The sequence below is a fragment of the Burkholderia sp. AU30198 genome, assembly GCF_020419825.1.
GTDB lineage: Bacteria > Pseudomonadota > Gammaproteobacteria > Burkholderiales > Burkholderiaceae > Burkholderia.
On the sequence record NZ_JAIZSA010000008.1, the window covers coordinates 228,704 to 254,352 of the forward strand.

A 25,649-nucleotide genomic window follows, 5' to 3' on the forward strand; every position below is an offset into this window, starting at 1 on the left:
GGGGATTCTACGCCGCCGTCATCGGGTCGGCATCCACACTTGTGCCCCGTGCAATTGCAGGGTTCCGCATGCGCCCGTCAGCTGATGAACTTGCCTCCCGGCCGCAACGATGCGGATCAAGCCGGCGGCATTTCCAGCCAATGAGGAGGACAGAAGGCAATGCATGTCAGAACCCGTAGCGTCGCAATATTCTGCGCCGTGGCAGTTGCGGCGATCAGTGCGCTCAGCGGTTGTGGGAGCGAGGATAGCGGCTCAAGCACGGTTGCTCCACTGGTGCTTCCCAATCCGGAGAACATGTTCTCCTGGTCGACTCAGGAAAAGGTCATCGGCTTCAGTCACAGCGCTGATTTATTCAGTACCGAGTCATTCAGGCACGGGGGGAACGTTTTGCCGCTTCCCGCCGCAAGCGGCGACTTGCAAACGCGTGCGCAGGCCGTCACGTATCAGTACGGGCACAACGCGGACGGCACGCCAAAGCGCAATACCGTCGATGACTACATGGCGCACAACCAGGCCACGGGTCTGCTGGTCATCAAGAATGGGGCCGTCGTCCTGGAGAAGTACGCCATGGGCATCGACAGCACGACAGTGTGGGACGGCAAGTCGGTGTCCAAATCGGTCACCTCGACCCTGCTGGGCGCCGCTATCAAGGACGGCTATATCGCAAGTCTTGACGACCCGGTCGAGAAGTACGTCCCGGAGCTCAACGGGTCCGCCTACCAAGGGGTGTCCCTTCGCAACATGTTGCGCATGGCATCCGGCGTTGTCTGGGACGAGAACTATCTGCACCCCAACGCCGACGTGGTCGCGTTGTTGCGTTGCCAGAGCGGCAGTAGCGACGTCCCCACGTGCATCCTGAACCATATGAAGACGTTGCCGCGTGCGGTGGATCCCGCAACCGGGCAGCCAGCCGTGCCGGGCGCCGTATTCAACTACAGCACGGGCGAAGCGTATTTGAGCGGTCTGGTTGTGCAGCGGGCCACGGGTCGGACGCTCGCCAAGTACCTCGAGCAGAAGATTTGGCAGCCTTGGGGAATGGAAGGTGACGGCAATTGGTGGACCTGGAACGGTGTGTCGTTTGGCGGGGGCGGTTTCAATGCCACCCTGCGGGACTTTGGGCGCTTTGGACTGTTCGTCCTCAACAATGGCGTGCTGTCCGATGGCACTGCGGTACTTCCCGACAATTGGGTACGTGACGCGACAACGTGGACGTCGGCGTCGGCAGCGCCGTCGTATGCCGACAACGGCCAGTATGGGTACATGTGGTGGTTCGTCCCTTCGTACGATGACGGCGTCCACCAACCGGCACCGATGTATGCCGATATCGGGGCCCCGCTGCAAAACACGACCAATCCGTCGGGCGCGGTTCCGGTCCAGGGGCGCGCGCCAGTCCAGGGGCAGTTAGGCTCGGTATCCGATTGGACGTTTGCTGCAATCGGCATCTATGGCCAGATGATCGCGATCAACCAAAAGGAGAAACTGGTGGTCGTTCAGTGGTCCGTCTGGGACAAGCCCGACCCGAGTTGCTGTGATGCGTCGGACGTCGCGTACGACGCCAGCAATCCCTACGACGAGAAAGCGACGTTCCTGAACGCGATGCTGGTTGCATTGCACTGACGCAGGCCAACGAGGTCACGCACGGCTCGGCAGTGTGGCGCCTGCTGAGCGCGGCAGGGGTGGTTGCGCGAATTCGGACCACCGGGCAATTGGAATGCCGGGGCTGAGCCGGTGATAAGGAAGGCAAGGACCGAGACGTGACGACTTCGAACGCGTCGGGATCATTCGTGCCGAGTCATCGGTTGATTTCCCTTGGGCGAGAACGGCTCGGCGCGGGCAGGACGAGGCGAAGCAATGGAAATGGACGTCACACCGGGAGAGGCGCAGATTCAAGCCCGGAAAATGAAAAAGCCGCTGTTCCTTTCAGAACAGCGGCTCTCGCATTTGGTGGCGAATCAGGGATTCGAACCCCGGACCTGCGGATTATGATTCCGTCGCTCTAACCGACTGAGCTAATTCGCCGAAGAAATGAATTATGGAGAATGCCGGCCTGGCTGTCAACACCTTTTTTCATCATCCGTGAAAAAAGGTGCCGGCGGCCCGTGCCGGCCTCGTTGCGGGGCGGGTTGCCGTTCACCGGAACCCGCCTGCCACCCGACCTCAATCCTGCGCGTAGATGTTCGAGTCCTTCGTCTCCTTGACGAACAGCAGGCCGATCACGAACGTGCCCAGCGCGATCACGATCGGATACCAGAGGCCCGAGTAGATGTTGCCCTTCGCCGCGACGATCGCGAACGCGGTCGCCGGCAGGAAGCCGCCGAACCAGCCGTTGCCGATGTGATAGGGCAGCGACATCGACGTGTAGCGGATCCGCGTCGGGAACATCTCGACCAGCATCGCGGCGATCGGGCCGTAGACCATCGTCACGTAGATCACGAGGATCGTCAGGACCACGATCGTCATCGGCCAGTTGAGCTGCGCCGGGTCGGCCTTCGCCGGGTAGCCGGCCGCCTTCAGCGTCGACGCGAGCGTCTTGTCGAATGCCGCGCCCTGCGCCTTCGCGTCGGCCGCCTTGCCTTCATAGGCCGGGACCACCGTGTCGCCCACCTTGATCTGGGCGGTCGTGCCGGCCGGTGCCGCGACGTTCTCGTAGTTCAGGCCGGCCTTCGCGAGCGCGCTCTTTGCGACGTCGCACGAGTTCGTGAACTTCGACGTGCCCACCGGGTTGAACTGGAACGAGCAGGCGGCCGGATCGGCGATGACCGTGATTGGCGCCTTCTGCGTCGCGATCTCGAGCTGCGGGTTCGCGTAGTGCGTGAGCGCCTTGAACAGCGGGAAGTAGGTCAGTGCCGCGATCAGGCAGCCCGCGAGGATGATCGGCTTGCGGCCGATCTTGTCCGACAGCGAACCGAAGAACAGGAAGAACGGCGTGCCGATCAGGAGCGCGATCGCGATCAGGATGTTCGCGCTTGCACCGTCCACCTTCAGCGTCTGCGTGAGGAAGAACAGCGCGTAGAACTGGCCCGTGTACCACACGACGGCCTGGCCGGCGGTCAGGCCGACGAGCGCGAGGATCACGATCTTCAGGTTCTTCCACTGGCCGAACGCCTCGGTCAGCGGCGCTTTCGACGTCTTGCCTTCCGCCTTGATGCGCATGAACACCGGCGATTCGTTCAGCTGCATCCGGATCCACACCGACACCGCGAGCAGCAGGATCGACGCGACGAACGGCACGCGCCAGCCCCAGCTGCCGAACGCTTCCTCGCCGATGAAGGTGCGCACGCCGAGGATCACGAGCAGCGACAGGAACAGGCCGAGCGTGGCGGTCGTCTGGATCCACGCGGTGTAGAAGCCGCGACGGTTGGCCGGCGCGTGCTCGGCGACGTAGGTCGCCGCGCCGCCGTATTCGCCGCCGAGCGCGAGACCCTGCAGCAGCCGCATCGCGATGAAGATCACGGGCGCGGCGATGCCGATCGACGCGTAGCCGGGCAGGAAGCCGACCACGAACGTCGAGATGCCCATGATCACGATCGTCACGAGGAACGTGTGCTTGCGGCCGACCATGTCGCCGAGCCGGCCGAACACGATCGCGCCGAACGGCCGCACCGCGAAGCCTGCAGCGAAGCCGAGCAGCGTGAAGATGAAGGCGGCGGTCGGATTGACGCCGGAGAAGAAACTCTTGCTGATGTAGGCCGCGAGCGAGCCGGCCAGGTAAAAGTCGTACCACTCGAACACGGTGCCGAGCGACGACGCGAAGATCACCTTCTTCTCTTCGCCCGTCATCGGCGCGTGCGAAATTTGCCCGCCTAACGTTGCCATGAGTCGTCTCCAAGTCCCTTGATATAGATATGCGGCCGCCTTGGGTGAGCGGGCCTGTGGACGATTATTGGTACGGAAACTTACGGCGGACTGACTCGCGCGCGCAAAACGACTGCGCGTTAACCCGCGTCGAATCGGTCGCTTTGTGTGTTTATCGTGCTTCGAACGTCCGGCAAATCGCCGGTTTCGTTGCAATTGCGGCGTGCTGCTGCGGCGCGCGTCAGGGTTAATCCGGGGCGGTGTCGGTCAGCGGCAGGCTGATGCGCACGAGCGTGCCGGCGAGGCGCGGTGCGTGCTGGTACACGTGATCATCGAGCGTCAGCGTGCCGCCGTGCTGCGTGGCGATCTCGCGCACGATTGCGAGCCCGAGGCCGCTGCCATCGCCTTCGCGGCCGAGGATCCGGTAGAAGCGCTCGACGACGCGCTCGCGTTCGGCGGCCGGGATGCCCGGCCCGGTGTCCTCGACTTCAAGATGCACGAGCCGCGCCGCGGGCTCGGCGGACACGCGCACCGTGATGCGGCCGCCTTCCGGCGTGTAGCGGATCGCGTTGTCGATCAGGTTGCCGAGCATCTCGCGCAGCATCACCGGATTGCCGTCGACGTCGAGCGGCCTGTCGTCCGGCGGGTCCGGCGGGCCTTCGTAGCCGAGATCCATCCGTTTCGCGAGCGCGGCCTGCACCCAGTCGCGCACCGCGCGCCGCGCGAGCGTGGCGATCTCGACCGGCTCGAACGTCAGCCCGCTCGCGCGGTTCTCGGCGCGCGCAAGCGCAAGCAACTGCGTGACGAGCCGTGCGGCCTGCTCGGAGCTCGTCGCGATCTGCTCGAGCGAGCGCTGCACGTCGGGCGGGACGGGGTGGCGCAGCGCGAACTCGGCCTGCGTGCGCAGGCCCGCGAGCGGCGTCTTCATCTGGTGCGCGGCGTCAGCGATGAAGCGCTTTTGCAGCGCCATGTTCTGTTCGAGACGCGCGAGCAGGTCGTTGAACGACGTGACGAGCGGCTCGATCTCGGGCGGCGCGCGCTGCGCCTCGACGGGCGACAGGTCGTCGGGCCGCCGCGCGCGGATGTGCGCTTGCAGCGCGTTGAGCGGCGCGAGCCCGCGCGACAGCCCGAACCAGACCAGCAGGATCGCGAGCGGCAGGATCACGAACTGCGGCAGGATCACGCCCTTGATGATGTCGTTCGCGAGCGCGTTGCGCTTGTCCAGCGTTTCGCCGACCTGCACGAGCACGGGCTGCGTGCTGCCCGGTTGCGGCAGCGCGACCGTCGTATAGGCGACACGCACGTCGTTGCCGCGCAGCAGGTCGTCGCGAAACATGACGACGCCTGGCGGCGGGCGATCCTCGTCGCGCGGCAGCGGCATGTCGGCTTCGCCCGCGACCAGCTCGCCGCGCGTGCCGAGCACCTGGAAGTAAACGCTGTCGACGTTGTCCGCGCGCAGGAAGTCGCGCGTCTGCTCCGGCAGCGTCAGCTCGGCGACGCCGTTCACCGGGTGGATCTGCCGTGCGAGCACGTACGCGTTGGTCTCGAGCGCGCGGTCGAACGGGCCGTTCGCGATCGTCTTCGCGACCAGATAGGTGACGGCGATGCTCATCGGCCACAGCAGCAGCAGCGGCGCGAGCATCCAGTCGAGGATCTCGCCGAACAGCGAGCGCGGGCGCGGTGCTTCGGGCGCATCGGTTTCGTCGGGCGGCGCGAACGGGTTCTCGTAGCGCGCGTCGCGCGCCTCGTCGGCGGCCGACGACGGCGCGCCGGTCGGGTGGCGGGAATGGGCCGGCGTGGCCATCGCGGCGACGCCCGGGTTCAGCGCAGCGGCGTGCCGGCCACCGCGGGCTGGGGCGCTGCCGTGTCGGCCGGCGCGGCGGGCGCGACCTTCTCGAGGCAATAGCCGAGACCGCGCACGGTCGAGATCCGCACGCCGCTGGGTTCGATCTTCTTGCGCAGCCGGTGTACGTAGACTTCGATCGCGTTGTTGCTGACTTCCTCGCCCCATTCACAGAGATGGTCGACGAGCTGCTCCTTCGACACGAGCCGGCCGATCCGCTGCAGCAGCACCTCGAGCAGGCCGAGCTCGCGCGCGGAGAGGTCGAGCACGTGATCGTTCGCATAGGCGATGCGGCCGACCTGGTCGAACGCGAGCGAGCCGTGGCGCACGACGGTCGGGCCGCCGCCCGCGCCGCGCCGGGTCAGCGCGCGCACGCGCGCCTCGAGCTCGTTGAGCGCGAACGGCTTGGCCATGTAGTCGTCGGCGCCGAGGTCGAGCCCCTTCACGCGCTCGTCGACGCTGTCGGCGGCCGTCAGGATCAGTACGGGGAGGTTGGAATTGCGGGCGCGCAGGCGCCTGAGCACGTCGAGCCCGGGCATTTTCGGGAGCCCGAGATCAAGGATCAGCAGGTCGAATGTCTGCATCGACAGCGCCGTATCGGCGTCGACGCCGGTCTTCACGTGGTCGACCGCATAGCCCGATTGGCGGAGTGACCGGGTGAGGCCGTCCGCGAGTATGCTGTCGTCTTCCGCGATGAGAATTCGCATGGTGCTGACCGATGGCCGGCAGGGCGTTCGCGCCGGCCGGCTGTCTCCGAAGTTATTCGTGTACAACGCAGCCTGCATTGCGGGCTTGCACAAAACACTGTTTTTTTATACAGTGTCTGCATTCGTGGGCGGCGCTTGAAAGCGGGCGCGCCTCTAACAGACGCTGCTCATCATAGCAAAGGACGATTCATGGAAGATAGCAAGAAGGGCTCCGGGATGACCGCCGAGAAGAGCAAGGCGCTGGCCGCCGCGCTTGCCCAGATCGAGAAGCAGTTCGGCAAGGGCTCGATCATGCGTATGGGCGACGGCGAGGCGACGGAGAACATCCAGGTCGTGTCCACGGGCTCGCTCGGTCTCGATATCGCGCTCGGCGTCGGCGGCCTGCCGCGCGGCCGGGTGGTCGAGATCTACGGTCCGGAATCGTCCGGTAAAACCACGCTCACGCTGCAGGTCATCGCCGAACTGCAGAAGATCGGCGGCACGGCAGCGTTCATCGACGCCGAGCACGCGCTCGATGTTCAATATGCTGCGAAGCTCGGCGTGAACGTGCCGGAGCTGCTGATCTCGCAGCCGGACACCGGCGAGCAGGCGCTTGAAATCACCGACGCGCTGGTGCGCTCGGGCTCGATCGACATGATCGTCATCGACTCGGTCGCGGCGCTCGTGCCGAAGGCCGAAATCGAAGGCGAGATGGGCGATTCGCTGCCGGGTCTGCAGGCCCGCCTGATGTCGCAGGCGCTGCGCAAGCTGACCGGCACGATCAAGCGCACGAACTGCCTCGTGATCTTCATCAACCAGATCCGGATGAAGATCGGCGTGATGTTCGGCAACCCGGAAACCACGACGGGCGGTAACGCGCTGAAGTTCTACTCGTCGGTGCGTCTCGACATCCGCCGGATCGGCTCGATCAAGAAGAACGACGAGGTGATCGGCAACGAAACCCGCGTGAAGGTCGTCAAGAACAAGGTGTCGCCGCCGTTCCGCGAAGCGATCTTCGACATCCTGTATGGCGAAGGCATTTCGCGTCAGGGCGAGATCATCGATCTCGGCGTGCAGGCGAAGATCGTCGACAAGGCGGGTGCCTGGTACAGCTACAACGGCGAGAAGATTGGCCAGGGCAAGGACAACGCGCGTGAATTCCTGCGCGAGAATCCGGAAATCGCACGCGAGATCGAGAACCGCATTCGCGAATCGCTCGGCGTGGTCGCCATGCCCGATGGTGCAGGCCAGGACGAAGCCGAGGCGATGGACGAAGAAGAGTGATGGTCGGGCGCCGAGGTCAGGCTGGCGAGCCGGAGGAGAGCGACGTGCCCGAAACGGCAGGTCGCTCCGGCCGGCGAGCCGGATCCTCGGGCGCCGATCGGCGGGGCGCGGGCAGCGATGCCGCGAACCGTATCGCGACGAGGGCATCCGACGATGCCCTCGTTTCGTTTGAGATTGCCGCACCGGACGATCCGTTCGACGACGATGAATCGTTCGACGCGCACGACCGCTCCCGTCGTCGCGTGTCCGGCGTCAGCTTCCCGGGCGATCGCGCAGCCGACGCATCGGCGCCGGCCAGGGAAGATGTCTATACGCGCAGCAGCCAGCATCCGCGTCGCACGCGTCGCGCGTCGGGCGCTTCCTCCAGTGCTTCGTCAGGTGACGCACCGGGCGCTACCGAGCGCAAGTCGTCGAAGCCTCAGCGATCATTGAAGGGCCGCGCGCTCGGTTATCTGTCGAGGCGCGAATACAGCCGCGCGGAACTCGCGCGCAAGCTCACGCCCTACGTCGGCGAAGACGAATCCGTCGAGCCGGTGCTCGATGCGCTGGAACAGGAAGGCTGGCTGTCCGATGCGCGCTTTGCCGAGAGCCTCGTGCATCGCCGCGCGTCGCGTGTCGGTGTCGCACGCATCGTCAGCGAGCTGAAGCGTCATGCGGTGGGCGACACGCTCGTCGAGGAAGTGAACGCACAGCTCCGCGAGACCGAATGGGCGCGTGCGCAGGCGGTCTGGCGCAAGAAATTCGGTGCACTGCCGCAAACGCCGGCCGAGCGTGCGAAGCAGGCGCGCTTTCTCGCTGCGCGCGGCTTCTCGAGCGCGACCATCGTGAAGTTGCTGAAGGTCGGCGACGATTTCCCGATCGACGACTGACCGCGCCGATCGCGCGCGTGGCGCGCGATTTTGCTGCAACGCAACCACTTCCGGACAGGCGGGAATACCCGCCGTCGCGTCAAACTGTCTCAAATACCCAATATGCTAAAATCCACGGGTTTTCCTCTTCGGCCTCAACTTCCAGCATGCCGCTATCCGAGCCCGTGCCCCGTCAGTTGCGACATCAACGCGCAATCCGAGCGGAAGCTTACGAGCGCGGCGACGGCTTGTGGGACATCGAAGCCTGCCTGACCGACCACAAGCCGCGCGATGTCGCGCTTGCGTCGGGCATCCGGCCCCAGGGCCTGCCGATCCACGAACTCTGGCTGCGCGTGACTATCGATCGTGACCTCAATGTCGTCGACGCCGAAGCGTCTTCGGAATGGGTTCCCTATCCCGGTCACTGTCAATCCGCCCCTCCCGCCTATCGGGCCCTCATCGGGCTCAATCTCTTCCGCAATTTCCGCCGCAACGCGAACCGGCTGCTCGCCGGCGTCGCAGGCTGCTCCCATCTCACCGAACTGTGCGCCGTGCTGCCGACGGCAGCGATCCAGGCGTTCGCCGGTGATGTGTGGAACGTGCGCGAGGAGGGTGGCGAAGGGCCGGATCACGACGGCGTGCACGACGAAGCGCCTTTCCAGCTCGGCCGCTGCCGGGCGTTGCGCTTCGACGGCGAGGTCGTGCGGCAGTACTACCCGCGCTGGTATGGCGCGAGCCGGCCGGACGTGCCCGGTGAAGGCAGCACGAAGGAATGAACGGAAATCATTCGAAGAAGCGTCTAAAGCGACTTTTCATCCAACTCTCAGACTGAAGGGAATCACGCATGAAGATTCACGAGTACCAGGGTAAGGAAATCCTGCGGAAATTCGGAGTCGCGGTACCGCGCGGCAAGCCGGCGTTCTCGGTTGACGAGGCCGTCAAGGTGGCAGAAGAGCTCGGCGGCCCGGTGTGGGTCGTGAAGGCTCAGATTCACGCGGGTGGCCGTGGCAAGGGCGGCGGCGTGAAGGTGGCGAAGTCGATCGAGCAGGTTCGCGAATACGCGAACCAGATCCTCGGCATGCAGCTCGTCACGCACCAGACCGGTCCGGAAGGCCAGAAGGTCAACCGTCTGATGGTCGAAGAAGGCGCCGACATCAAGCAGGAACTGTATGTCAGCCTCGTCGTCGATCGCGTGACGCAAAAGATCGTTCTGATGGGTTCGAGCGAAGGCGGCATGGACATCGAAGAAGTTGCCGAAAAGCACCCGGAACTGATCCACAAGGTCATCGTCGAGCCGTCGACGGGCCTGCTCGACGCTCAGGCCGACGACCTCGCCGCGAAGATCGGCGTGCCGGCTGCTTCGATTCCGCAAGCACGCGCGATCCTGCAAGGCCTGTACAAGGCATTCTGGGAAACCGACGCATCGCTGGCTGAAATCAACCCGCTGAACGTCGCCGGCGACGGCAAGGTCATCGCACTCGACGCGAAGTTCAACTTCGACTCGAACGCGCTGTTCCGCCACCCGGAAATCGTCGCGTACCGCGATCTGGACGAAGAAGATCCGGCTGAAATCGAAGCGTCGAAGTTCGACCTCGCGTACATCTCGCTCGACGGCAACATCGGCTGTCTCGTGAACGGCGCAGGCCTGGCAATGGCGACGATGGACACCATCAAGCTGTTCGGCGGCGAGCCGGCGAACTTCCTGGACGTCGGCGGTGGCGCGACGACCGAGAAGGTCACGGAAGCGTTCAAGCTGATGCTGAAGAACCCGGATCTGAAGGCGATCCTCGTGAACATCTTCGGCGGCATCATGCGCTGCGACGTGATCGCGGAAGGCGTGATCGCCGGTTCGAAGGCCGTGAACCTGAACGTGCCGCTCGTCGTGCGCATGAAGGGCACGAACGAGGACCTCGGCAAGAAGATGCTGGCCGATTCGGGCCTGCCGATCATCTCGGCGGACAGCATGGAAGAAGCTGCGCAGAAGGTTGTCGCGGCTGCCGCAGGCAAGTAAGCGCGCGCTAATGAACACGCATGGCGGCGCGGTTCGCTCGCGACGCCAATCGAACAGAGGTCAAAATACATGTCGATTCTGATCAACAAGGACACGAAGGTCATCACGCAGGGCATTACCGGCAAAACCGGTCAGTTCCATACGCGCGCCTGCCGTGAATACGCAAACGGCCGCGAAGCATTCGTCGCGGGCGTGAACCCGAAGAAGGCCGGCGAAGATTTCGAAGGCATTCCGATCTACGCAAGCGTCAAGGAAGCGAAGGCAGAAACCGGCGCGACCGTGTCGGTCATCTACGTTCCGCCGGCAGGCGCAGCGGCTGCGATCTGGGAAGCGGTCGAAGCCGATCTGGATCTCGCGATCTGTATCACGGAAGGCATTCCCGTCCGCGACATGATCGAAGTGAAGGACCGCATGCGTCGCGAAGGCCGCAAGACGCTGCTGCTCGGGCCGAACTGCCCGGGCACGATCACGCCGGACGAGCTGAAGATCGGCATCATGCCGGGTCACATCCACCGCAAGGGCCGCATCGGCGTCGTGTCGCGTTCGGGCACGCTGACGTATGAAGCGGTTGCTCAGCTGACGGCACTCGGCCTCGGCCAGTCGTCGGCAGTCGGTATCGGCGGCGACCCGATCAACGGTCTGAAGCACATCGACGTGATGAAGATGTTCAACGACGATCCGGATACGGATGCGGTCGTGATGATCGGCGAAATCGGTGGTCCGGACGAAGCCAATGCGGCAGAGTGGATCAAGGACAACATGAAGAAGCCGGTCGTCGGCTTCATCGCTGGCGTCACGGCGCCTCCGGGCAAGCGCATGGGCCACGCCGGCGCGCTGATCTCGGGCGGTGCGGATACGGCCGAAGCGAAGCTGGAAATCATGGAAGCGTGCGGCATCACCGTCACGCGCAACCCGTCGGAAATGGGCCGTCTGCTGAAGAAGGCGCTGTAATATTTCCCCTGGGTTCGTCCTGCAGAAAACGCCGGCTTTGCCGGCGTTTTTTGTTATGCTCGCGCAATGAATTCGTAAGCACCGGGCATGCATCGCGCATGTGCCGGCGATGAACCGGGCCGCCTGCGAGGCGGCCGCCGTCCTGCCCGTCACGCCATGCTCGAATTCCTGACGTCGCTCCACTGGGGCGCCGTATTCCAGATCATCATCATCGATATCCTGCTCGGCGGTGACAACGCGGTCGTGATCGCGCTCGCCTGCCGCAACCTGCCCGCGAACCAGCGGCTGCGCGGTGTCATCTGGGGCACCGCGGGAGCGATCGTGCTGCGCATCGCGCTGATCACGTTCGCAGTCGCGCTGCTCGACGTGCCGTTCCTGAAGCTCGGTGGCGGGCTGCTGCTGCTGTGGATCGGCATCAAGCTGATGGCGCCGGCCGCCGACGCGCACGACGACATCAAGCCGGCCAGCCGGCTGTGGGACGCGGTGAAGACGATCGTGATCGCCGATGCCGTGATGAGCCTCGACAACGTGATCGCGATCGCCGGCGCGGCCGAGCAGGCCGACCCGTCGCACCGGATCGCGCTCGTGATCTTCGGGCTCGTCGTCAGCGTGCCGATCATCGTGTGGGGCAGCACGCTGGTGCTGAAACTGCTCGACCGCTTCCCCGTAGTCGTCGCGTTCGGCGCCGGGCTGCTCGGCTGGATCGCGGGCGGGCTGATCGTGAACGACCCGGTCGGTGATCGCTGGCCGGTGCTCGATACGCCGGAGGCCCTCTACGGCGCGAGCATCACGGGCGCGCTGTTCGTCGTGGCGATCGGTTACACGCTCAGGAAGCGCCGCGACGTACCGCACGCGCACTGACATTGGCCGTCCGGCCGACTGCCGGATTCACGGCCCGCTGGCTACGATCGAGACGCCTGCCTTTATCGGCAGGCGTTTTTCGTTTCCGGAGCCTGCCATGTTCGAAGCCTTTTCCATTTCCCTGTTCCGCCGCGTTGCCGCCGATCTGCGGCGCGCGAACCGGCCGTCGCCGCGCTGGCGGCTGGCCGGCTTCACGCTGATCGAACTGATGATCGTGCTGGCGATCGTCGGCGTGATCGCAGCCTATGCGATTCCCGCGTACCAGGATTACCTGGCGCGCTCGCGCGTCGGCGAGGGGCTCGCGCTCGCGTCGTCCGCGCGGCTTGCCGTTGCCGACAATGCCGCAAGCGGCACGAGCCTCGATGGCGGCTACAGCCCGCCGGCCGCGACCCGCAACGTCGAATCCGTCGCGATCAACGGCGAGACCGGCCAGATCACGGTCGCATTCACCACGCGCGTCGCCGCGGCCGGCACCAATACGCTGGTGCTCGTGCCGTCCGCGCCCGACAAGGCCGATGCGCCCACCGCGCGCGTGCCGCTCAAAAAGGGCGCGATGCAGGCCGGTGCGATCGCGTGGGAGTGCTTCGCCGCGGGCAAGGATGCGTCGTCGCTGCCGGCGCCGGGGGCGGGGCCGTTGCCGGGCGACGCCGCGACGCTGCCTGCGAAATATGCGCCGGCGGAGTGCCGCGCGTAGTGCTGGCGGCGGGGCAGGGCGGCGCGGGCAGCATGCCGGCCGCCGCTTCAGCCGGCCCGGGCGGCCGCCCTGCGTCGGGTCGCGGCGCGAAGGCCCCGCACAGAGGAGGGAAAGTTTTGTATAGTGCGCCGGTTGCTGACATCCGGTTCGCTCATGCCTTCCACTTTTTCCCGTTCGTTGCCGCTCGTTGCACTGGCTGTCGCCCTGATCGTGCCGTACGCAATCACGAATCACACGTATCCGATCCCGACCTTCTATTCCGAGTTTTCCGCGCTGGTGCTGTATCTGCTGGTGGGGGTGTCCGTCGTGCTGCTCGCGCGCACGGGTCGCCCGGCCGAGCCGTTTGCGGCGCCGGCCGCGTTCGTCGCGCCGCTCGGGTTCGCCGTGGTGCTCATCGCGCAGGTCGCGCTGATTCCGCTCAAGGTACCGTCGATGAACTGGCTGGCGGTCGGCTATCTCGCCGCCGCGCTGGTCGCGATGCAGGCCGGCTATGCGCTCGCGCGCGACGGGCTGGCCGAGGCCGTGTCGCGGATGATGGCCGGTGCGCTACTCATCGGCGGCGTGTTCGCGGTCGGTACCCAGATCGCGCAGTTGTTCCACCTCGAGTCGGCGCTGTCGCCGTTCGTCGTGATGTACAACGTCGCGGTCGAGCGCCGTCCGTACGGCAACATGGCGCAGGCGAACCATCTGGCCAGCTACATCGCGTTCGCGCTCGCAGGCGCGCTGTATCTCGTGCAGACGCGCCGGCTCGCGGTATGGGCGTGGTTCGCACTGTCGATCGTGCTGTCGGTCGGTCTCGCGCTGACGGTGTCGCGCGGGCCGTGGCTGCAGGTCGGGGTGATGGTCGTCGCGGGCTTCTGGATGGCGTGGCTCGAATCGCGTCGTGCGCCGGGCAATGCGCGCGCGTGGCTGATCCCGGTCGTGCTTGCGGGGGCGTTCGTCGCGGTGAACGTCGCGGTGCGCTGGGCCAACGTGCACTATCACCTGAATCTCGCGGAATCCGCGGCCGACCGGATGCGCGACGCAGGGCAGATCGCGCCGCGTCTCGCGCTGTGGAAGTACGGGCTCGCGATGTTCCGCGAACACCCGCTGCTCGGCGTCGGCTGGGGCGAGTTCCCGTCGCACCAGTTCGCGCTCGTGCGTTCGCTCGGCGGCGTCGAGATCGCGAACAATTCGCACGACATCTTCATCGACCTGCTCGCGAAGTCCGGCCTCGTCGGCCTGGGCGTGCTCGTCGTCACGCTCGTGACGTGGTTCGTGCGTGCGGTGCGCGCGCCGCAGTCGAGCATGCGCGTGTTCGGCTTCGCGCTGATCGGTATCCTGCTGATGCACGCGCTGGTCGAGTATCCGCAGCAGTACATGTTCTTCCTGTTGCCTGCGATGTTCGTGATCGGGCTGCTCGACGTGAAGCCGCTGCGCATCTTGCCGGGGCGCGCGGCGTTCGGGCTGTTCGCGGTGCTGTCGGTCGGCGGCGTGCTGGCGGCGGTGCCCGTGTTGCGCGACTACCAGCGTGCGGAAGTGCTGTACTACGGCAGCGATCCGGCCGCGCAGTACCGCGATGCGCCGTCGCTGCTGTTCGGCGCCTGGGGCGAATACGGTGCGGCCACGCTGCTGCCGATTTCGACGGACGACCTGCCTGCCAAGCTCGCCGCGCATGAGCGCGCGATCGCGCTGCTGCCCGGAGAGACGGTGCTGCGCCGCTATGCGGCGCTGCAGGCGCTGGCTGGCCGCGACGCCGATGCGCTCGACACCGTCGCGCGCCTGCACGTGTTTGCGAAGGAGTTGAAGGACTGGCCGCAGCAACTGGCGGCGCTGTACAAGCTGTGCGACCAGCAGCCGGCGCTGAAGCCGTTCAGGGCGGCGGTCGTCGCGAAATACGGCGAAGTGCCGGCCGATGCGGCCGACGACGAGGACGACGACGATTCGGATTGACGTGGGCAGCACCTGCCGGAACGGGGAATTCCGGCAGGTGCCGCGCAGTGAGGAAGTAGTGGCGCGTCGGGCGGTACTGCCCGGCGCGAATCCGGTGAACCCGGCGAACCCGGCGAACCCGGTGAACCCGGTGAACCCGGTGAACCCGGTGAACCCGGTGAACCCGGTGAACCCGGCCGCGTAGCGATTACCTCGCGGATTGCTCGGATTCCGGCTGAACGCGCGGCGATTCGCGTCAACCATTGTCAAATCGCCGCCGCTCGCCGGCTGGCGCATGCACAATGCGCGAAAGCGCGCGCATACCGGCTCGCATAGGCCCTGGGCCGGCACCGGCACAGGCAGTACCCCGGCCATCCGGGAAGTTCACCACGCAGGATCGCGGCCGGGCATCGATCGGCCGTGCGGCCGTAACGGGGCGCCGGTCCGATGGCCGCGGCGCAGTGTGACGCATGCGATGCGGCCCGGCGATGGTTCCCGGTGCGCGGCGCGTGCGTCCGGAACAGTGCTTAAGAACGATATTCGACCATGGCTATTCGCTCGACCTACCTGATCCTGCCCGCCGTCGCGATGCTGTTTTCCGGCTGCGCGATGCTGTCGTCGTCGCAGGAAAGCAAGCTGACCTGCCATATTCCGCGCGCCGTCTATCCGGATACCGCGAAGCCGCTCACGCGCCCGGCGACCGTGCTCGTGCGCGCGCTGATGACGACGTCGGGCGAGGCGCAGAACGTCACGGTGACGACGAGCAGCCGCAATGCGGCGGCCGATCGCGCGGCCATCGACGCGATGACGCACGCGACCTGCGTGCAGACGGGCGCGACCGCGAACCCGTTCATGCTGACCCAACCGTTCGTATTCGAGCCGCAGCGCGGCCAGTGATGGGCGGGCGGTGCGGCCTGCGTGCGGGTTGCCGTCCGGTTTCGTTTCCTGCCAGCTGCTTCGTTGTGCATGGCCGCCGACAGTCGATGCGTGCGGCCGTTGCGGCGCGCGGGCCCAACGTTCAGTGCTGCGGCATCAGGTTCGCGCCGCGGCAAGCCGGCTCGGCCGCCGTGCTCAGCCCGAGCAGCGTGAACCCGTTGCGCGCCTGGCGAATCAGCGCATAGTGCCGCGCAACCGTTTCGCCGGTATTGCCGGTCAGATCCAGTTCGACCTGAAACCGGTCCTTGCTGTCCGAACAGCCGCGCACCGGGCCGTACGCGAACCCGGTATCGGGCGCCTTGCTGGCCTTTTCGAACGCCTGTCGGCCTTTCAGCGCGGCCGCTGCGGCGGCGGGCTCGCTCCATTCGCGCGCCAGCGCATCGTCCGCCTTCAGCCATTCGTCGACGAAATCGCGGCCATTGAGTGCGACGGGCTGCACGCGCTGCACGGTGCCCCCGTCGACGCGATAGCGGAAGACGCCCGGCCGCGTCATCACTTCGCTGTCCTTCGAGCCGACCGTCGCGCGCACCTCGAAGCCGTCGGGGCGCACTTTGAACCGGATCGCGTTGTCGTCGAGTACGTAGCCGTGCTCCGTATGGAATAGCGTGCGCTGAGCGGCCGAGCCGTTGGCCGGCGCGACCACGTCCACGGCGAACCGGCTCCAGCGCGACGCGCACCACGGCGTGCCGTGGACGACCGCGACCTGTCCGCCCGGCAGCGCCGAGAACCAGAAACCGCCGCCGTACGCGCCGCCGATGTCCTTGTAGTCGCCGGCCTGCCAGCGCATCACGCGCCGCCAGCCGCCGTTTTCCCATGCGTACGCGGTGAGCAGGTTGTCGTCGCCGCATGCGATGTCGAAGCCGGCGCGCACGAAGAGCAACGGGCGGGACGTGCCGCCGCGTTCGACGTCGACGTCCGGATTGCGGCCGAACGCCGATTCGCCGTCTTTCAACTGGGTCGTGGGTTGGGCGGGCACGCCGAGCGCGGTCGCGAGCGTGCGTTTCAGCGCGGCCGGGTCGACCTGTTCGTCGCTGCACGCGAGCCGCGCATCGATCGTCCCGACGAGCGCCTGCTTGTACGCACGCAGCGCGTCGCGCAGCGGCGGCGCAATGTCGACGCCGCCGCCGTCGCTCGGCGGAATACGGATCTGCTGGACGCGGTGCTGTGCGTCGATGGCCGCGCGCGCGGCGGTGTCGGCGGCGGGGCAGGCGCCGGCGGCCGATGCGACGGCCGGTAGCAGCGCGAGCGCGCACAGCAGCGGCGCGCCGTATTTCAGCGTGTGGGTCTTCATTTGTGACGTGTTTTTCTGGTTTTTTATCGTTCGAACGGGAAATCGTTACGGCCGACGATGTCCCGTGAATGGCTGCTGTTGCCGTTGGCGTTTAACCTGCCGTGTCTTCCGCCTTCCAGTCCCCCGACTTCCCGCCGCGCTTCTCGCGCACGCTCACGTCGGTGATCACCATCCCGCGATCGACGGCCTTGCACATGTCGTAGACGGTCAGCAGCCCGACCTGCACGGCGGTCAGCGCTTCCATCTCGACGCCGGTGCGGCCGAACGTTTCGACCTGCGCGACGCAGTGGACGCCCGGCAGCGCGTCGTCGAGTTCGAAGTCGACGGCTACGCGCGTCAGCGCGAGCGGGTGGCACAGCGGAATCAGGTCGGCCGTGCGTTTGGCGCCCTGGATGGCTGCGATGCGCGCGACACCGAGCACGTCGCCTTTCTTCGCCTTGCCGTCGCGAATCAGCGCCAAGGTGGCCGGCAGCATCCGGATCGTGCCGCGCGCGATCGCGATGCGTTGCGTTTCCTGCTTGCCGCCGACGTCGACCATGTGCGCGTGGCCGGCGGCGTCGAAATGGGTGAGTCCTGACATGTCTTCCTCTAGTGGAACGGAGTGCGCGAGCACGTCCCGCGATCCTGCGTCGCGATCAGCCGGGGCATTGAATTTCGTCCCTGCGCCGCGATTCGATCCAACGTTTCAACGGGCGCCTATCATAGCAGTGGCATTCTCGGCGCCGGGTACGCAGAGCGTGCCCATGCCGCAGAGGACAGTCACGCTGCCGCCGGTACAATGACCCGAATATTCAGACCAAACGCCGCGATGCGCGCCCGGCGCGCGGGACGGCGTCGTTTTCATCCTGCCATGCGTGTCAAACAGTTGCTTGCCGTGTCGCTGTCGCTGGCGCTCGCATTGCCGCCGAGCGGCCGTGCGCAGAGTGCGTCCGCGCCGCCGCTCGAACCGGCGGCCGGCGGCGCCCGGTCGATTTCCACCGTGCCGTCCGGCATCGCGCCCGGCGTGTTCGGCACGTACGGCGGCGCAGAGAGCCGGTTTTCGGACGCGGGCGGCGCATCGGCACCGGCCGCGAGCCTGCGCGCGCCGCTTCGCGCGCTCGAACTGCCCGATCTCGGCGACGGCTCCGGCGGTTCGCTGACACCGCAGGCCGAGCGCCGGCTCGGCGAGCGCGTGATGCGCGAAGTGCGGCGCGATCCCGACTATCTCGACGACTGGCTCGTGCGCGACTATCTGAACGCGATGGCGGCGCGGCTCGCGGCCGCGGCGGCCGCGCGCTTCATCGGCGGCTACACGCCGGACTTCGACCTGTTCCCGGTGCGCGATCCGCAGATCAACGCGTTCTCGATGCCGGGCGGCTTCATCGGGATCAACAGCGGGCTCGTCGTCACGACGCAGACGGAGTCGGAACTCGCGTCGGTGGTCGGCCACGAGATGGGGCACGTGCTGCAGCGGCACATCGCGCGGATGATCGGTGCGAACGAGAAGACCGGCTATACGGCGCTCGCGACGATGCTGCTCGGCGTGCTGGCCGGCGTGCTCGCGAGAAGCGGTGACCTCGGCAGCGCGATCGCGGTGGGCGGGCAGGCGTACGCGGTGGACAACCAGCTGCGCTTCTCGCGTTCGGCCGAGCGCGAGGCCGATCGCGTCGGCTTCCAGTTGCTCGCGGGCGCGGGCTATGACCCGTACGGGATGCCGGGCTTCTTCGAGCGGCTCGACCGCGCGTCGATGGGCGATGCGGGCGTGCCGGCGTATGCGCGCACGCACCCGCTGACCGGCGAGCGGATCGCCGACATGGAGGATCGCGCGCGCCGCGCGCCGTACCGGCAGCCGCGCCAGTCGCCCGAATACGGGTTCGTGCGCGCGCGGCTGCGGGTCCTGCAGAACCGCGCGCCGACCGACATCGCGGCCGAGGCGCGCCGGATGCAGCTCGAGATCGACGATCGCACGGCGCCGAACGTCGCAGCGAACTGGTACGGCATCGCGCTCGCGAACGCGCAGCTCGGCGAGTACGACGCGGCCGGCAAGGCGCTCGCGTCGGCACGCACCGCGTTCGACGCGCGCGAGCGGCGCGAGGGCGATCCGGCGACGAGTTCGCCAAGCCTCGACGTGCTGGCCGCCGACCTCGCGCGCCGCGCGGGGCGGGCCGACGACGCGGTGCGGCTGGCGGCGCTCGCACAGCGGCGCTGGCCGGCGTCGCACGCCGCGATCGTCGTGCATCTTCAGGCACTGATCGCCGCGCGCCGGTTCGCCGAAGCGCAGGCGCAGGCACGCGCGCAGGCGAAGGCCGACCCCGAGCAGCCGGACTGGTGGGACTATCTCGCGAAGGCGAGCGACGGCAAGGGCGACGTGCTGGCGCGGCGCCGCGCGCTCGCGGAGAAGCTCGCGCTCGACGGCGCATGGCCGTCGGCGATTCGCCAGCTGAAAGACGCGCGCGACGCGAAGGACGTGTCGTTCTACGAGCAGTCGATGATCGGCGCGCGGCTGCTGGAATTCGAGGCGCGCTACAAGGAAGAGCGCGAGGACGAGAAGAACGGCCGCGGGTAGCGGCCGCTACGCGGCAAACGCGGGCGAAGCCGCCGCAGGTCAGGTACTGCCGCCGGCCGTCCCGCGAGCCTGTTGCGCCGGGCTTGCGACGTAGCCGAACCGAGCGGGGACGTCCGCGCAGACGATGCTGCCGAGCGGCAGCGTGCGGCCGTCGCGCCAGCGCAGCACGGGCGGCGTGGCATCGAAATCCGCGTGATCGGCGAACAGCCCGAGATCATGATCGTGCAGCGCCGCGATGCGCGGCGGCGTGCCGGCCGCGCGAAACAGCACGCCGCCCGCATCGTCGAGCCAGGCTTCGTCCGGTTCGAATGGTGTGCCGGTCTGGTCGGCGAGCGTGAGTTGGCCGTCGCATTCGGCGAGCCGGACGACCCACGGCGTATAGGCCAGCTCGACATACACGCGCTGCGGCCCGTTCTGGAAGAACCACTGGCCCTGCGCGTCGCATTCGTAGTTGCGGCCGATGAACGCGTTCAGCGCCGCATGCCGGATCGGCGAGCCGAGCTCGCCGGCCGCCTGCGCCGCGTCGTCGCGCAGCCGCCATTCGCCGCGCCGATCGAGCAGCAGCCAGCCGGTACAGTGCGGCACGTTCGGCCATTTGGCGAGGGCCTGCCTGACGATGTCATCCATGTTCGACGAATTTGGAGCAATAGCCGAACACCCGCGCCGACAGCCAGTCGAGGCGGCCGGGGAACGGCCCGGTCATGAATCCCGCGTGCCCGCCGGCTGCGGGCTGGTCGAGCTCGACGGCCGGCGATACGTCGGCCGGGCCCGGCAGCGCCGATTCAGGCAGGAACGGGTCGTTGCGGGCGTTGAGGATCAGCGTCGGGACGTCGATCGCGGGCAGCAGCGGCCGTGTCGTCGCCTTGGTCCAGTAGTCGTCCGCATCCGCGAAACCGTGCAGCGGCGCGGTCACGATCTCGTCGAAGTCGCGCATCGTCACGGCCTGCAGCATCGCTTCGCGGTCGAACAGCCCCGGATACTGGTCGAGCTTCGCGAGCGCCTTGCGCTTGAGCGTCTTCAGGAAGCTGCGCGTGTAGATCATCGCAAAGCCTTGCGACAGCGCGCGCCCGCCGGCGTGCACGTCGATCGGCGTCGAGATCGCGGCGGCCGCCCGCAGGATCGACGTGTCGCTGCGATGCTCGCCGAGCCAGCGCAGCAGCACGTTGCCGCCGAGCGACACGCCGGCCGCGACGAGCGGCCCGCGATGCTGCGCGGCGAGCCGGCGCAGGATCCAGTCGACTTCGGCGCTGTCGGCGAGATGGTAGAAGCGCGGCTGGCGGTTGATCTCGCCGCTGCAACTGCGGAAGTGCGGCACGACGGCGTGCCAGCCCTTCGCGCGCGCGGCGGCCATCATCGCGAGCGCGTAGTGCGATCCGGAGCTGCCTTCGAGGCCGTGGAACAGCACGAACAGCGGGGCATCCGGCGCCGGCGCCGCGCTGTCGAGATGCGCGACCCAGTCGAGATCGATGAAGTCGTGGTCGGGGGTTTCCCATCGCTCTCGTCGGTAAGCGACGACGGGGCGTCGCGCGAACAGCGCGGGCACGATGGTTTGCGCATGGCTGTTGGGCAGCCAGCGTGGTGCGCGATAGCGCAGAATGTCGTCGTCGGGGGCCGGAGCCCCGGTCAGCGGCGAGGTGGGCGGAGAAGCCGTACTCATGATCGCCCCGCGTATGCGTTGCTTCGTCTTTTCGTCAGTGCAGCGGACCCTGCCCGTGACGGATCTTCGCGGCGAATTGTCCGGCCGCTTGTTCAGGAATCGGGCTCGCGTGAATATGCGCGATGCGCCACTCGCCGCGTTCGTGAATCATCACGTACGTGGCGAAAACCATGTCGGGTTCGGCCGTCAGATCGGCCTGCTGATGCGCTTCGGCGATCGTATAGACGACCGTGCCGAGGCTGTCGTACACGCGGATGTCGAGCGGCTCGATCGTCACGGGGCGCGTGGCGAGCCGGTTGGCGAGCCCGCTGCGGATCTGGTCGAGGCCGTGCAGATGCTCGCCGTCCGCCCATACGCAGCTGGCGAAATCCTCGTCGATCCACAATCCCAGCAGCGCGTCGAGATTGGCATCGGCGACGGCCTGGTAGTAGGCGTTCAGCGTATCGGCGGCGGCTTCGAAAAGGCGGGCAAAACGTGGCATCGGGGTTATCTCTCGCGCGCGTCGCGCGCCGTATTCAGCACGGCGGCCCGGATGGAGCCGCCGTACACCGGTGAATCGGATTGCCCGGCGCGCCGTGCGACGCTGCCGGCCAAGGTCAGCGTTGCCCGACGAGCATGCCGCGCAAATCGCCGAATACCTGCTCGGGACCGAGTTCGCGCAGGCACTTCAGGTGGCCGAGCGGGCACTCGCGTTCGAAGCAGGGACTGCATTCGAGATGAAGCCATTGTACCTTCGCCAGATCCGACAGCGGAGGGGTGTGGCGCGGATCGGTCGATCCGTACAGCGCGACGAGCGGCCGGCGTAGCGCGGCGGCAACGTGCATCAGCCCCGAATCGTTGGTGACGACCGCGTTCGCGCGCGCGATCAGCGCACACGCTTCCGACAGCGACGTCTGCCCGCACAGGTTGCGTACGTTCGGCGCGTGGTCGGCGATGGCCTGCGCGGCCGCCGCATCCTTCTGCGAGCCGAGCGCGACGATCTGCGTGTACGGGAACGACTGGTGGACGATGTTGGCGAGCGACGCGAAATGCTCGGGCGGCCAGCGCTTGGCCGGGCCGTATTCCGCGCCGGGGCAGAACACGACGAGCGGCTTGCGCGTGTCGAGATTGAAGCGCGCGGACACGCGCGCCGTCTCGTTCAGGTCGGCGTCGAGGCGCGGCGGCGGCAGCGTCTTCATCGACTCGGGCAGCTTCGCGCCCGGCGCGTACGCGAGCGCCGCGTAGTGGGCCGTCATCGGCGGCCGCTCGCCCGACTTGTCGGGGTTCGCGTGCCGCACGTTCAGCAGCCCGTAGCGGTGCTCGCCCGTGTAGCCGACCCGCAGCGGGATGTTCGCGAGCCACGGGATCACCGCGGACTTCAGCGAATTCGGCAGCACGTACGCCGCGTCGTAGCCGACGTCGCGCAGGTCGCTCGCGAGCTGCCAGCGGCGCAGCAACTGCAGCTTGCCGTGCGCGAGATCGGTCGCGTAGACATCGTGGATCTCGGGCATCCGCTCGAGCACGGGCGCGACCCACGAGGGCGCGACGGCATCGATCGCGATGCGGGGATGGTTCTTCTTCAGCAGCGCAAAAAGCGGCTGCGCCATCAATGCGTCACCGATCCAGTTCGGTGCGATAACCAGCGCTCGACGCATCAGGTCGACTTCCGATGTCGTAATGAAGCACGGCGCTCAGGCGCCGCGTTCGGGTTGCCAGAATGGAGAAGGGCGGCGCGCCGGGGATCCGGCTGCGCCGCCTTGCGGGTCGGCGGGCCTGCAAGCCTGCAGGCCCGGCCGCCGGGGCTCAGTGGCCCTTTACGACCTCGCCGTCGCGCAGCTTGTAGCGCGTGCCGCAGTACGGGCAGCGCGCCTCGCCGTGCGAGACGTCGATGAAGACGCGCGGGTGCGCGCTCCAGCGTGCCATGGCCGGGTTCGGGCAGTACGCGGGAAGATCCTTGGCCGTCAGCTCGACCAGCGGCATTTCCTTGATTTCACTCATGAGACTTTCTCTTATCACTCTTTTGTGGGGCGGTCGGTGGCGCGGCGCGCTCAGACCTTCGTCAGCCAGTGCGCGTACTTCGCGTTCTTGCCCGACACGATATCGAAAAACGCCGACTGGAGCTTTTCGGTGATCGGGCCGCGCGCGCCGCTGCCGATCGTGCGGTTGTCGAGCTCGCGGATCGGCGTGACTTCGGCGGCCGTGCCGGTGAAGAACGCTTCGTCGGCCGTGTAGACCTCGTCGCGCGTGATGCGCTTCTCGATCACCTCGATGCCGGCGTCGCGCGCGAGCGTGATGATCGTGTCGCGGGTGATGCCGTCCAGGCACGACGCGAGATCGGGCGTGTACAGCTTGCCGTTGTTCACGAGGAAGAAGTTCTCGCCGGAGCCTTCCGACACATAGCCGTCGACGTCGAGCAGCAGTGCCTCGTCGTAGCCGTCGGCGGTCGCTTCCTGGTTCGCGAGGATCGAGTTCACGTACCAGCCCGACGCCTTCGCGCGCACCATCGACACGTTCACGTGGTGACGCGTGAACGACGACGTCTTCACGCGGATGCCCTTCGCGAGGCCGTCCTCGCCGAGGTACGCGCCCCACGGCCACGCGGCGATCGCGACGTGGATCGTGTTGCCCTTGGCCGACACGCCGAGCTTTTCCGACCCGACCCAGATGATCGGGCGCAGGTAGCACGACTCGAGCTTGTTCTCGCGCACGACTTCGAGTTGTGCGGCTTCGAGCGTTTCCTGGTCGAACGGCACGTCCATCTGGAAGATCTTCGCCGAATTCAGCAGACGTTTCGTGTGCTCGCGCAGGCGGAAGATCGCGGTGCTGCCGTCGGCCGTCTTGTACGCGCGCACGCCTTCGAAGACGCCCATGCCGTAGTGCAGCGTGTGGGTCAGGACGTGGATCGTGGCATCGCGCCAGTCGATCAGCTTGCCGTCCTTCCAGATCTTGCCGTCGCGGTCGGCCATTGACATAGGATTCTCCTGGAAGCAGTGAGGTGCAGCGGGTTATGTGCAGCGTTGAGCCGGAAAGACGCTTATTTTAGCGTCATTTGGCGTCAACCCGGTCGGTCTGCGCGGGGCCGGCGCTATAATCGCCCGGTACCGATTCCAATAATGACGGGCCGTGCCGGCAGGAGGCGCCGCCGCCCCGACGAACCGCCCGCTGCGGCCCGTTTCCCATGCTCGCTCGATTGTCCGCCACCGACCGCTTCGCGCTGATCCAGGGCGCACGCGACTATTCCCCGACGTTGATGGCGATTTTCTCGTGGGGGCTCGTCACGGGCATCGCGATGAGCAAGTCGGTGATGACGCTCGGGCAGGCAAGCGCGATGTCGCTGCTGGTCTACGCGGGCTCGTCGCAGCTCGCGGTGCTGCCGCTCCTCGCCGCGAAGCTGCCGATCTGGACCATCCTGCTCACGGCCGCGATGGTCAACACGCGCTTCGTGATCTTCAGCGCCGGGCTCGCGCCCCATTTCTCCTACCTGCCGCTGTGGCGGCGCCTCGCAATCGGCTATTTCAACGGCGACGTGATCTACCTGCTGTTCCAGAAGCAGGGCTTCGCGAACGGCTACGTGCCGGGCAAGGAAGCGTACTTCTGGGGGATGGCGCTCGCGAGCTGGGCGTCGTGGCAGGTATCGTCGCTCGCCGGCATCCTGCTCGCGAGCTTCTTTCCCGCGAGCTGGGGGCTGGAGCTGGCCGGCACGCTCGCGCTGATCCCGATCATGGTGTCGGCGGTCGCGAACCGCTCGACGCTCGCGGCCGTCGCGGTGGCCGGCGTCGTGTCGCTCATCGCATTCGACCTGCCGTACCGACTCGCGCTGCCGCTCGCGGTGCTCGCCGCGCTCGCGGCCGGCAGCATGGCCGACTTCTTCGTCGAGCGGGCCGACTGGCGACGCATCCGCACCGAAACCGTGCATGACAAGGAAATCGAATGAGCGCGACGGACATCTGGATCGTCATCATCGGGATGACGATCGTCACGGCGGTCACGCGCGCGCTGTTCCTGATCGGCGGCGAGCGCACCGTGCTGCCCGAGCGCGCGCAGCGCGCGATGCGCTACGCGCCGGCGGCGGCGCTGGTCGCCGTCGTGCTGCCCGACGTGCTCGAAACGCCGGCCGGGCTGTCGTTCGCGCTGTCCAACCATCCGTTCTACGCGGCGCTCGCCGGCCTCGGCTGGTTCTTGTGGCGGCGCAGCATGCTCGGCACGATCGTCGTCGGGATGCTCGTGTTCACCGTCCTGCGCCTGATCTTCTGATGGATCGCCGTGCAGGCCCGCCGGGCCTCGGCCGCTTGCGCGGGTGCATTGCTGCGTTGCGGCAATGTGTCCGTTCCCGCGCGCGATCCCAAATAGGCGGAAT

Annotated in this window: 26 protein-coding genes and 1 tRNA gene; 15 read left to right on the forward strand and 12 right to left on the reverse strand. The window is 67.0% G+C overall.

Annotation, left to right across the window (positions count from 1 at the left end; genetic code table 11):
- Positions 1-159 precede the first annotated feature (159 nt).
- Positions 160-1,617, forward strand: a complete 1,458-nt coding sequence (locus tag LGN19_RS19380) for a serine hydrolase domain-containing protein (protein WP_226216635.1) — start codon at positions 160-162, stop codon at positions 1,615-1,617.
- A 325-nt stretch (positions 1,618-1,942) separates the two neighbouring features.
- Here LGN19_RS19380 and LGN19_RS19385 read toward each other — a convergent pair.
- The 4 genes from LGN19_RS19385 to LGN19_RS19400 all read right to left on the reverse strand — a co-directional run bounded on the left by LGN19_RS19385 (position 1,943) and on the right by LGN19_RS19400 (position 6,345).
- A tRNA-Met gene (locus LGN19_RS19385) sits at positions 1,943-2,019 on the reverse strand.
- A 138-nt stretch (positions 2,020-2,157) separates the two neighbouring features.
- Positions 2,158-3,816, reverse strand: a complete 1,659-nt coding sequence (locus LGN19_RS19390; RefSeq protein WP_226216637.1) for an MFS transporter — start codon at positions 3,814-3,816, stop codon at positions 2,158-2,160.
- Positions 3,817-4,042: 226 nt separating this feature from the next.
- Entirely contained in the window at positions 4,043-5,599 is a 1,557-nt protein-coding gene (locus LGN19_RS19395) for a sensor histidine kinase (protein WP_226216639.1), read from the reverse strand.
- Between the two features lie 17 nt (positions 5,600-5,616).
- Positions 5,617-6,345, reverse strand: a complete 729-nt coding sequence (locus tag LGN19_RS19400; protein WP_226216640.1) for a response regulator transcription factor — start codon at positions 6,343-6,345, stop codon at positions 5,617-5,619.
- On the opposite strand from LGN19_RS19400, the gene LGN19_RS19405 reads away from it, so the two are divergent.
- The 11 genes from LGN19_RS19405 (at position 6,344) to LGN19_RS19455 (ending at position 15,781) form a co-directional block, all read left to right on the forward strand.
- On the forward strand, positions 6,344-6,484 hold the full coding sequence (locus tag LGN19_RS19405; protein WP_153488778.1) for a hypothetical protein: 141 nt from the start codon (positions 6,344-6,346) through the stop codon (positions 6,482-6,484). The two genes, LGN19_RS19400 and LGN19_RS19405, sit on opposite strands and share 2 nt — an antisense overlap.
- Positions 6,485-6,534: 50 nt before the next feature.
- Complete coding sequence (gene recA, locus LGN19_RS19410) at positions 6,535-7,608, forward strand: recombinase RecA (RefSeq protein WP_041492942.1); 1,074 nt, start codon at positions 6,535-6,537, stop codon at positions 7,606-7,608.
- Complete coding sequence (gene recX / locus LGN19_RS19415; RefSeq protein ID WP_226216642.1) at positions 7,608-8,477, forward strand: recombination regulator RecX; 870 nt, start codon at positions 7,608-7,610, stop codon at positions 8,475-8,477. Before recA ends, recX begins: the two co-directional genes overlap by 1 nt.
- Before the next feature lie 146 nt (positions 8,478-8,623).
- Positions 8,624-9,232: a DUF2889 domain-containing protein gene (locus LGN19_RS19420; RefSeq protein WP_089456859.1), complete on the forward strand. Its 609-nt coding sequence runs from the start codon at positions 8,624-8,626 to the stop codon at positions 9,230-9,232.
- Between the two features lie 68 nt (positions 9,233-9,300).
- Positions 9,301-10,467 (forward strand): ADP-forming succinate--CoA ligase subunit beta, encoded by a 1,167-nt coding sequence (gene sucC / locus LGN19_RS19425; protein WP_014896152.1) that lies wholly within the window; start codon positions 9,301-9,303, stop codon positions 10,465-10,467.
- 69 nt (positions 10,468-10,536) lie between these two features.
- Positions 10,537-11,418, forward strand: coding sequence for a succinate--CoA ligase subunit alpha (gene sucD / locus LGN19_RS19430; protein WP_006477916.1), 882 nt, complete (start codon positions 10,537-10,539; stop codon positions 11,416-11,418).
- A gap of 156 nt (positions 11,419-11,574) precedes the next feature.
- Positions 11,575-12,279, forward strand: coding sequence for a TerC family protein (locus LGN19_RS19435; RefSeq protein WP_226216644.1), 705 nt, complete (start codon positions 11,575-11,577; stop codon positions 12,277-12,279).
- Between the two features lie 97 nt (positions 12,280-12,376).
- Positions 12,377-12,973: a pilin gene (locus LGN19_RS19440; protein ID WP_226216646.1), complete on the forward strand. Its 597-nt coding sequence runs from the start codon at positions 12,377-12,379 to the stop codon at positions 12,971-12,973.
- Between the two features lie 153 nt (positions 12,974-13,126).
- Positions 13,127-14,905 carry a PglL family O-oligosaccharyltransferase gene (locus LGN19_RS19445; RefSeq protein ID WP_226216648.1) on the forward strand — a complete coding sequence of 593 codons (1,779 nt, stop codon included), beginning with the start codon at positions 13,127-13,129 and terminating at the stop codon, positions 14,903-14,905.
- A gap of 1 nt (position 14,906) precedes the next feature.
- Entirely contained in the window at positions 14,907-15,089 is a 183-nt protein-coding gene (locus LGN19_RS19450; RefSeq protein ID WP_226216650.1) for a hypothetical protein, read from the forward strand.
- Between the two features lie 341 nt (positions 15,090-15,430).
- Positions 15,431-15,781, forward strand: coding sequence for a TonB family protein (locus LGN19_RS19455; RefSeq protein ID WP_089451216.1), 351 nt, complete (start codon positions 15,431-15,433; stop codon positions 15,779-15,781).
- Positions 15,782-15,902: 121 nt separating this feature from the next.
- On the opposite strand, the gene LGN19_RS19460 is transcribed toward LGN19_RS19455, so the two are convergent.
- Positions 15,903-17,111 carry a hypothetical protein gene (locus LGN19_RS19460; RefSeq protein ID WP_226216652.1) on the reverse strand — a complete coding sequence of 403 codons (1,209 nt, stop codon included), beginning with the start codon at positions 17,109-17,111 and terminating at the stop codon, positions 15,903-15,905.
- A gap of 91 nt (positions 17,112-17,202) precedes the next feature.
- Positions 17,203-17,691, reverse strand: coding sequence for a cyclic pyranopterin monophosphate synthase MoaC (gene moaC, locus LGN19_RS19465; RefSeq protein WP_226216653.1), 489 nt, complete (start codon positions 17,689-17,691; stop codon positions 17,203-17,205).
- A 270-nt stretch (positions 17,692-17,961) separates the two neighbouring features.
- Here moaC and LGN19_RS19470 point away from each other — a divergent pair, with 270 nt between their 5' ends.
- Entirely contained in the window at positions 17,962-19,656 is a 1,695-nt protein-coding gene (locus LGN19_RS19470) for a M48 family metalloprotease (RefSeq protein WP_226216655.1), read from the forward strand.
- 39 nt (positions 19,657-19,695) lie between these two features.
- Here LGN19_RS19470 and LGN19_RS19475 read toward each other — a convergent pair whose 3' ends face one another.
- The 6 genes from LGN19_RS19475 to LGN19_RS19500 form a co-directional block, all read right to left on the reverse strand.
- Entirely contained in the window at positions 19,696-20,283 is a 588-nt protein-coding gene (locus tag LGN19_RS19475) for a DUF2946 family protein (RefSeq protein ID WP_226216657.1), read from the reverse strand.
- Positions 20,276-21,313, reverse strand: a complete 1,038-nt coding sequence (locus tag LGN19_RS19480; RefSeq protein ID WP_226216659.1) for a hydrolase — start codon at positions 21,311-21,313, stop codon at positions 20,276-20,278. The genes LGN19_RS19475 and LGN19_RS19480 overlap by 8 nt, the downstream gene beginning before the upstream one ends.
- A 34-nt stretch (positions 21,314-21,347) precedes the next feature.
- Positions 21,348-21,794, reverse strand: coding sequence for a nuclear transport factor 2 family protein (locus tag LGN19_RS19485; RefSeq protein WP_006749968.1), 447 nt, complete (start codon positions 21,792-21,794; stop codon positions 21,348-21,350).
- A gap of 115 nt (positions 21,795-21,909) precedes the next feature.
- A complete protein-coding gene (waaF, locus tag LGN19_RS19490) occupies positions 21,910-22,947 on the reverse strand; it encodes a lipopolysaccharide heptosyltransferase II (protein ID WP_122946178.1) in 1,038 nt (345 codons plus the stop codon).
- Positions 22,948-23,095: 148 nt separating this feature from the next.
- Positions 23,096-23,290, reverse strand: coding sequence for a zinc-finger domain-containing protein (locus LGN19_RS19495; RefSeq protein ID WP_006749970.1), 195 nt, complete (start codon positions 23,288-23,290; stop codon positions 23,096-23,098).
- Between the two features lie 50 nt (positions 23,291-23,340).
- Complete coding sequence (locus LGN19_RS19500) at positions 23,341-24,264, reverse strand: branched-chain amino acid transaminase (RefSeq protein ID WP_089451211.1); 924 nt, start codon at positions 24,262-24,264, stop codon at positions 23,341-23,343.
- 206 nt (positions 24,265-24,470) lie between these two features.
- Here LGN19_RS19500 and LGN19_RS19505 point away from each other — a divergent pair, with 206 nt between their 5' ends.
- Entirely contained in the window at positions 24,471-25,226 is a 756-nt protein-coding gene (locus tag LGN19_RS19505) for an AzlC family ABC transporter permease (RefSeq protein WP_226216660.1), read from the forward strand.
- The gene (locus tag LGN19_RS19510; RefSeq protein ID WP_043190239.1) at positions 25,223-25,546 is read left to right on the forward strand and encodes an AzlD domain-containing protein; all 324 of its coding nucleotides are present in this window, start codon (positions 25,223-25,225) and stop codon (positions 25,544-25,546) included. The genes LGN19_RS19505 and LGN19_RS19510 overlap by 4 nt, the downstream gene beginning before the upstream one ends.
- Positions 25,547-25,649: the final 103 nt, after the last annotated feature.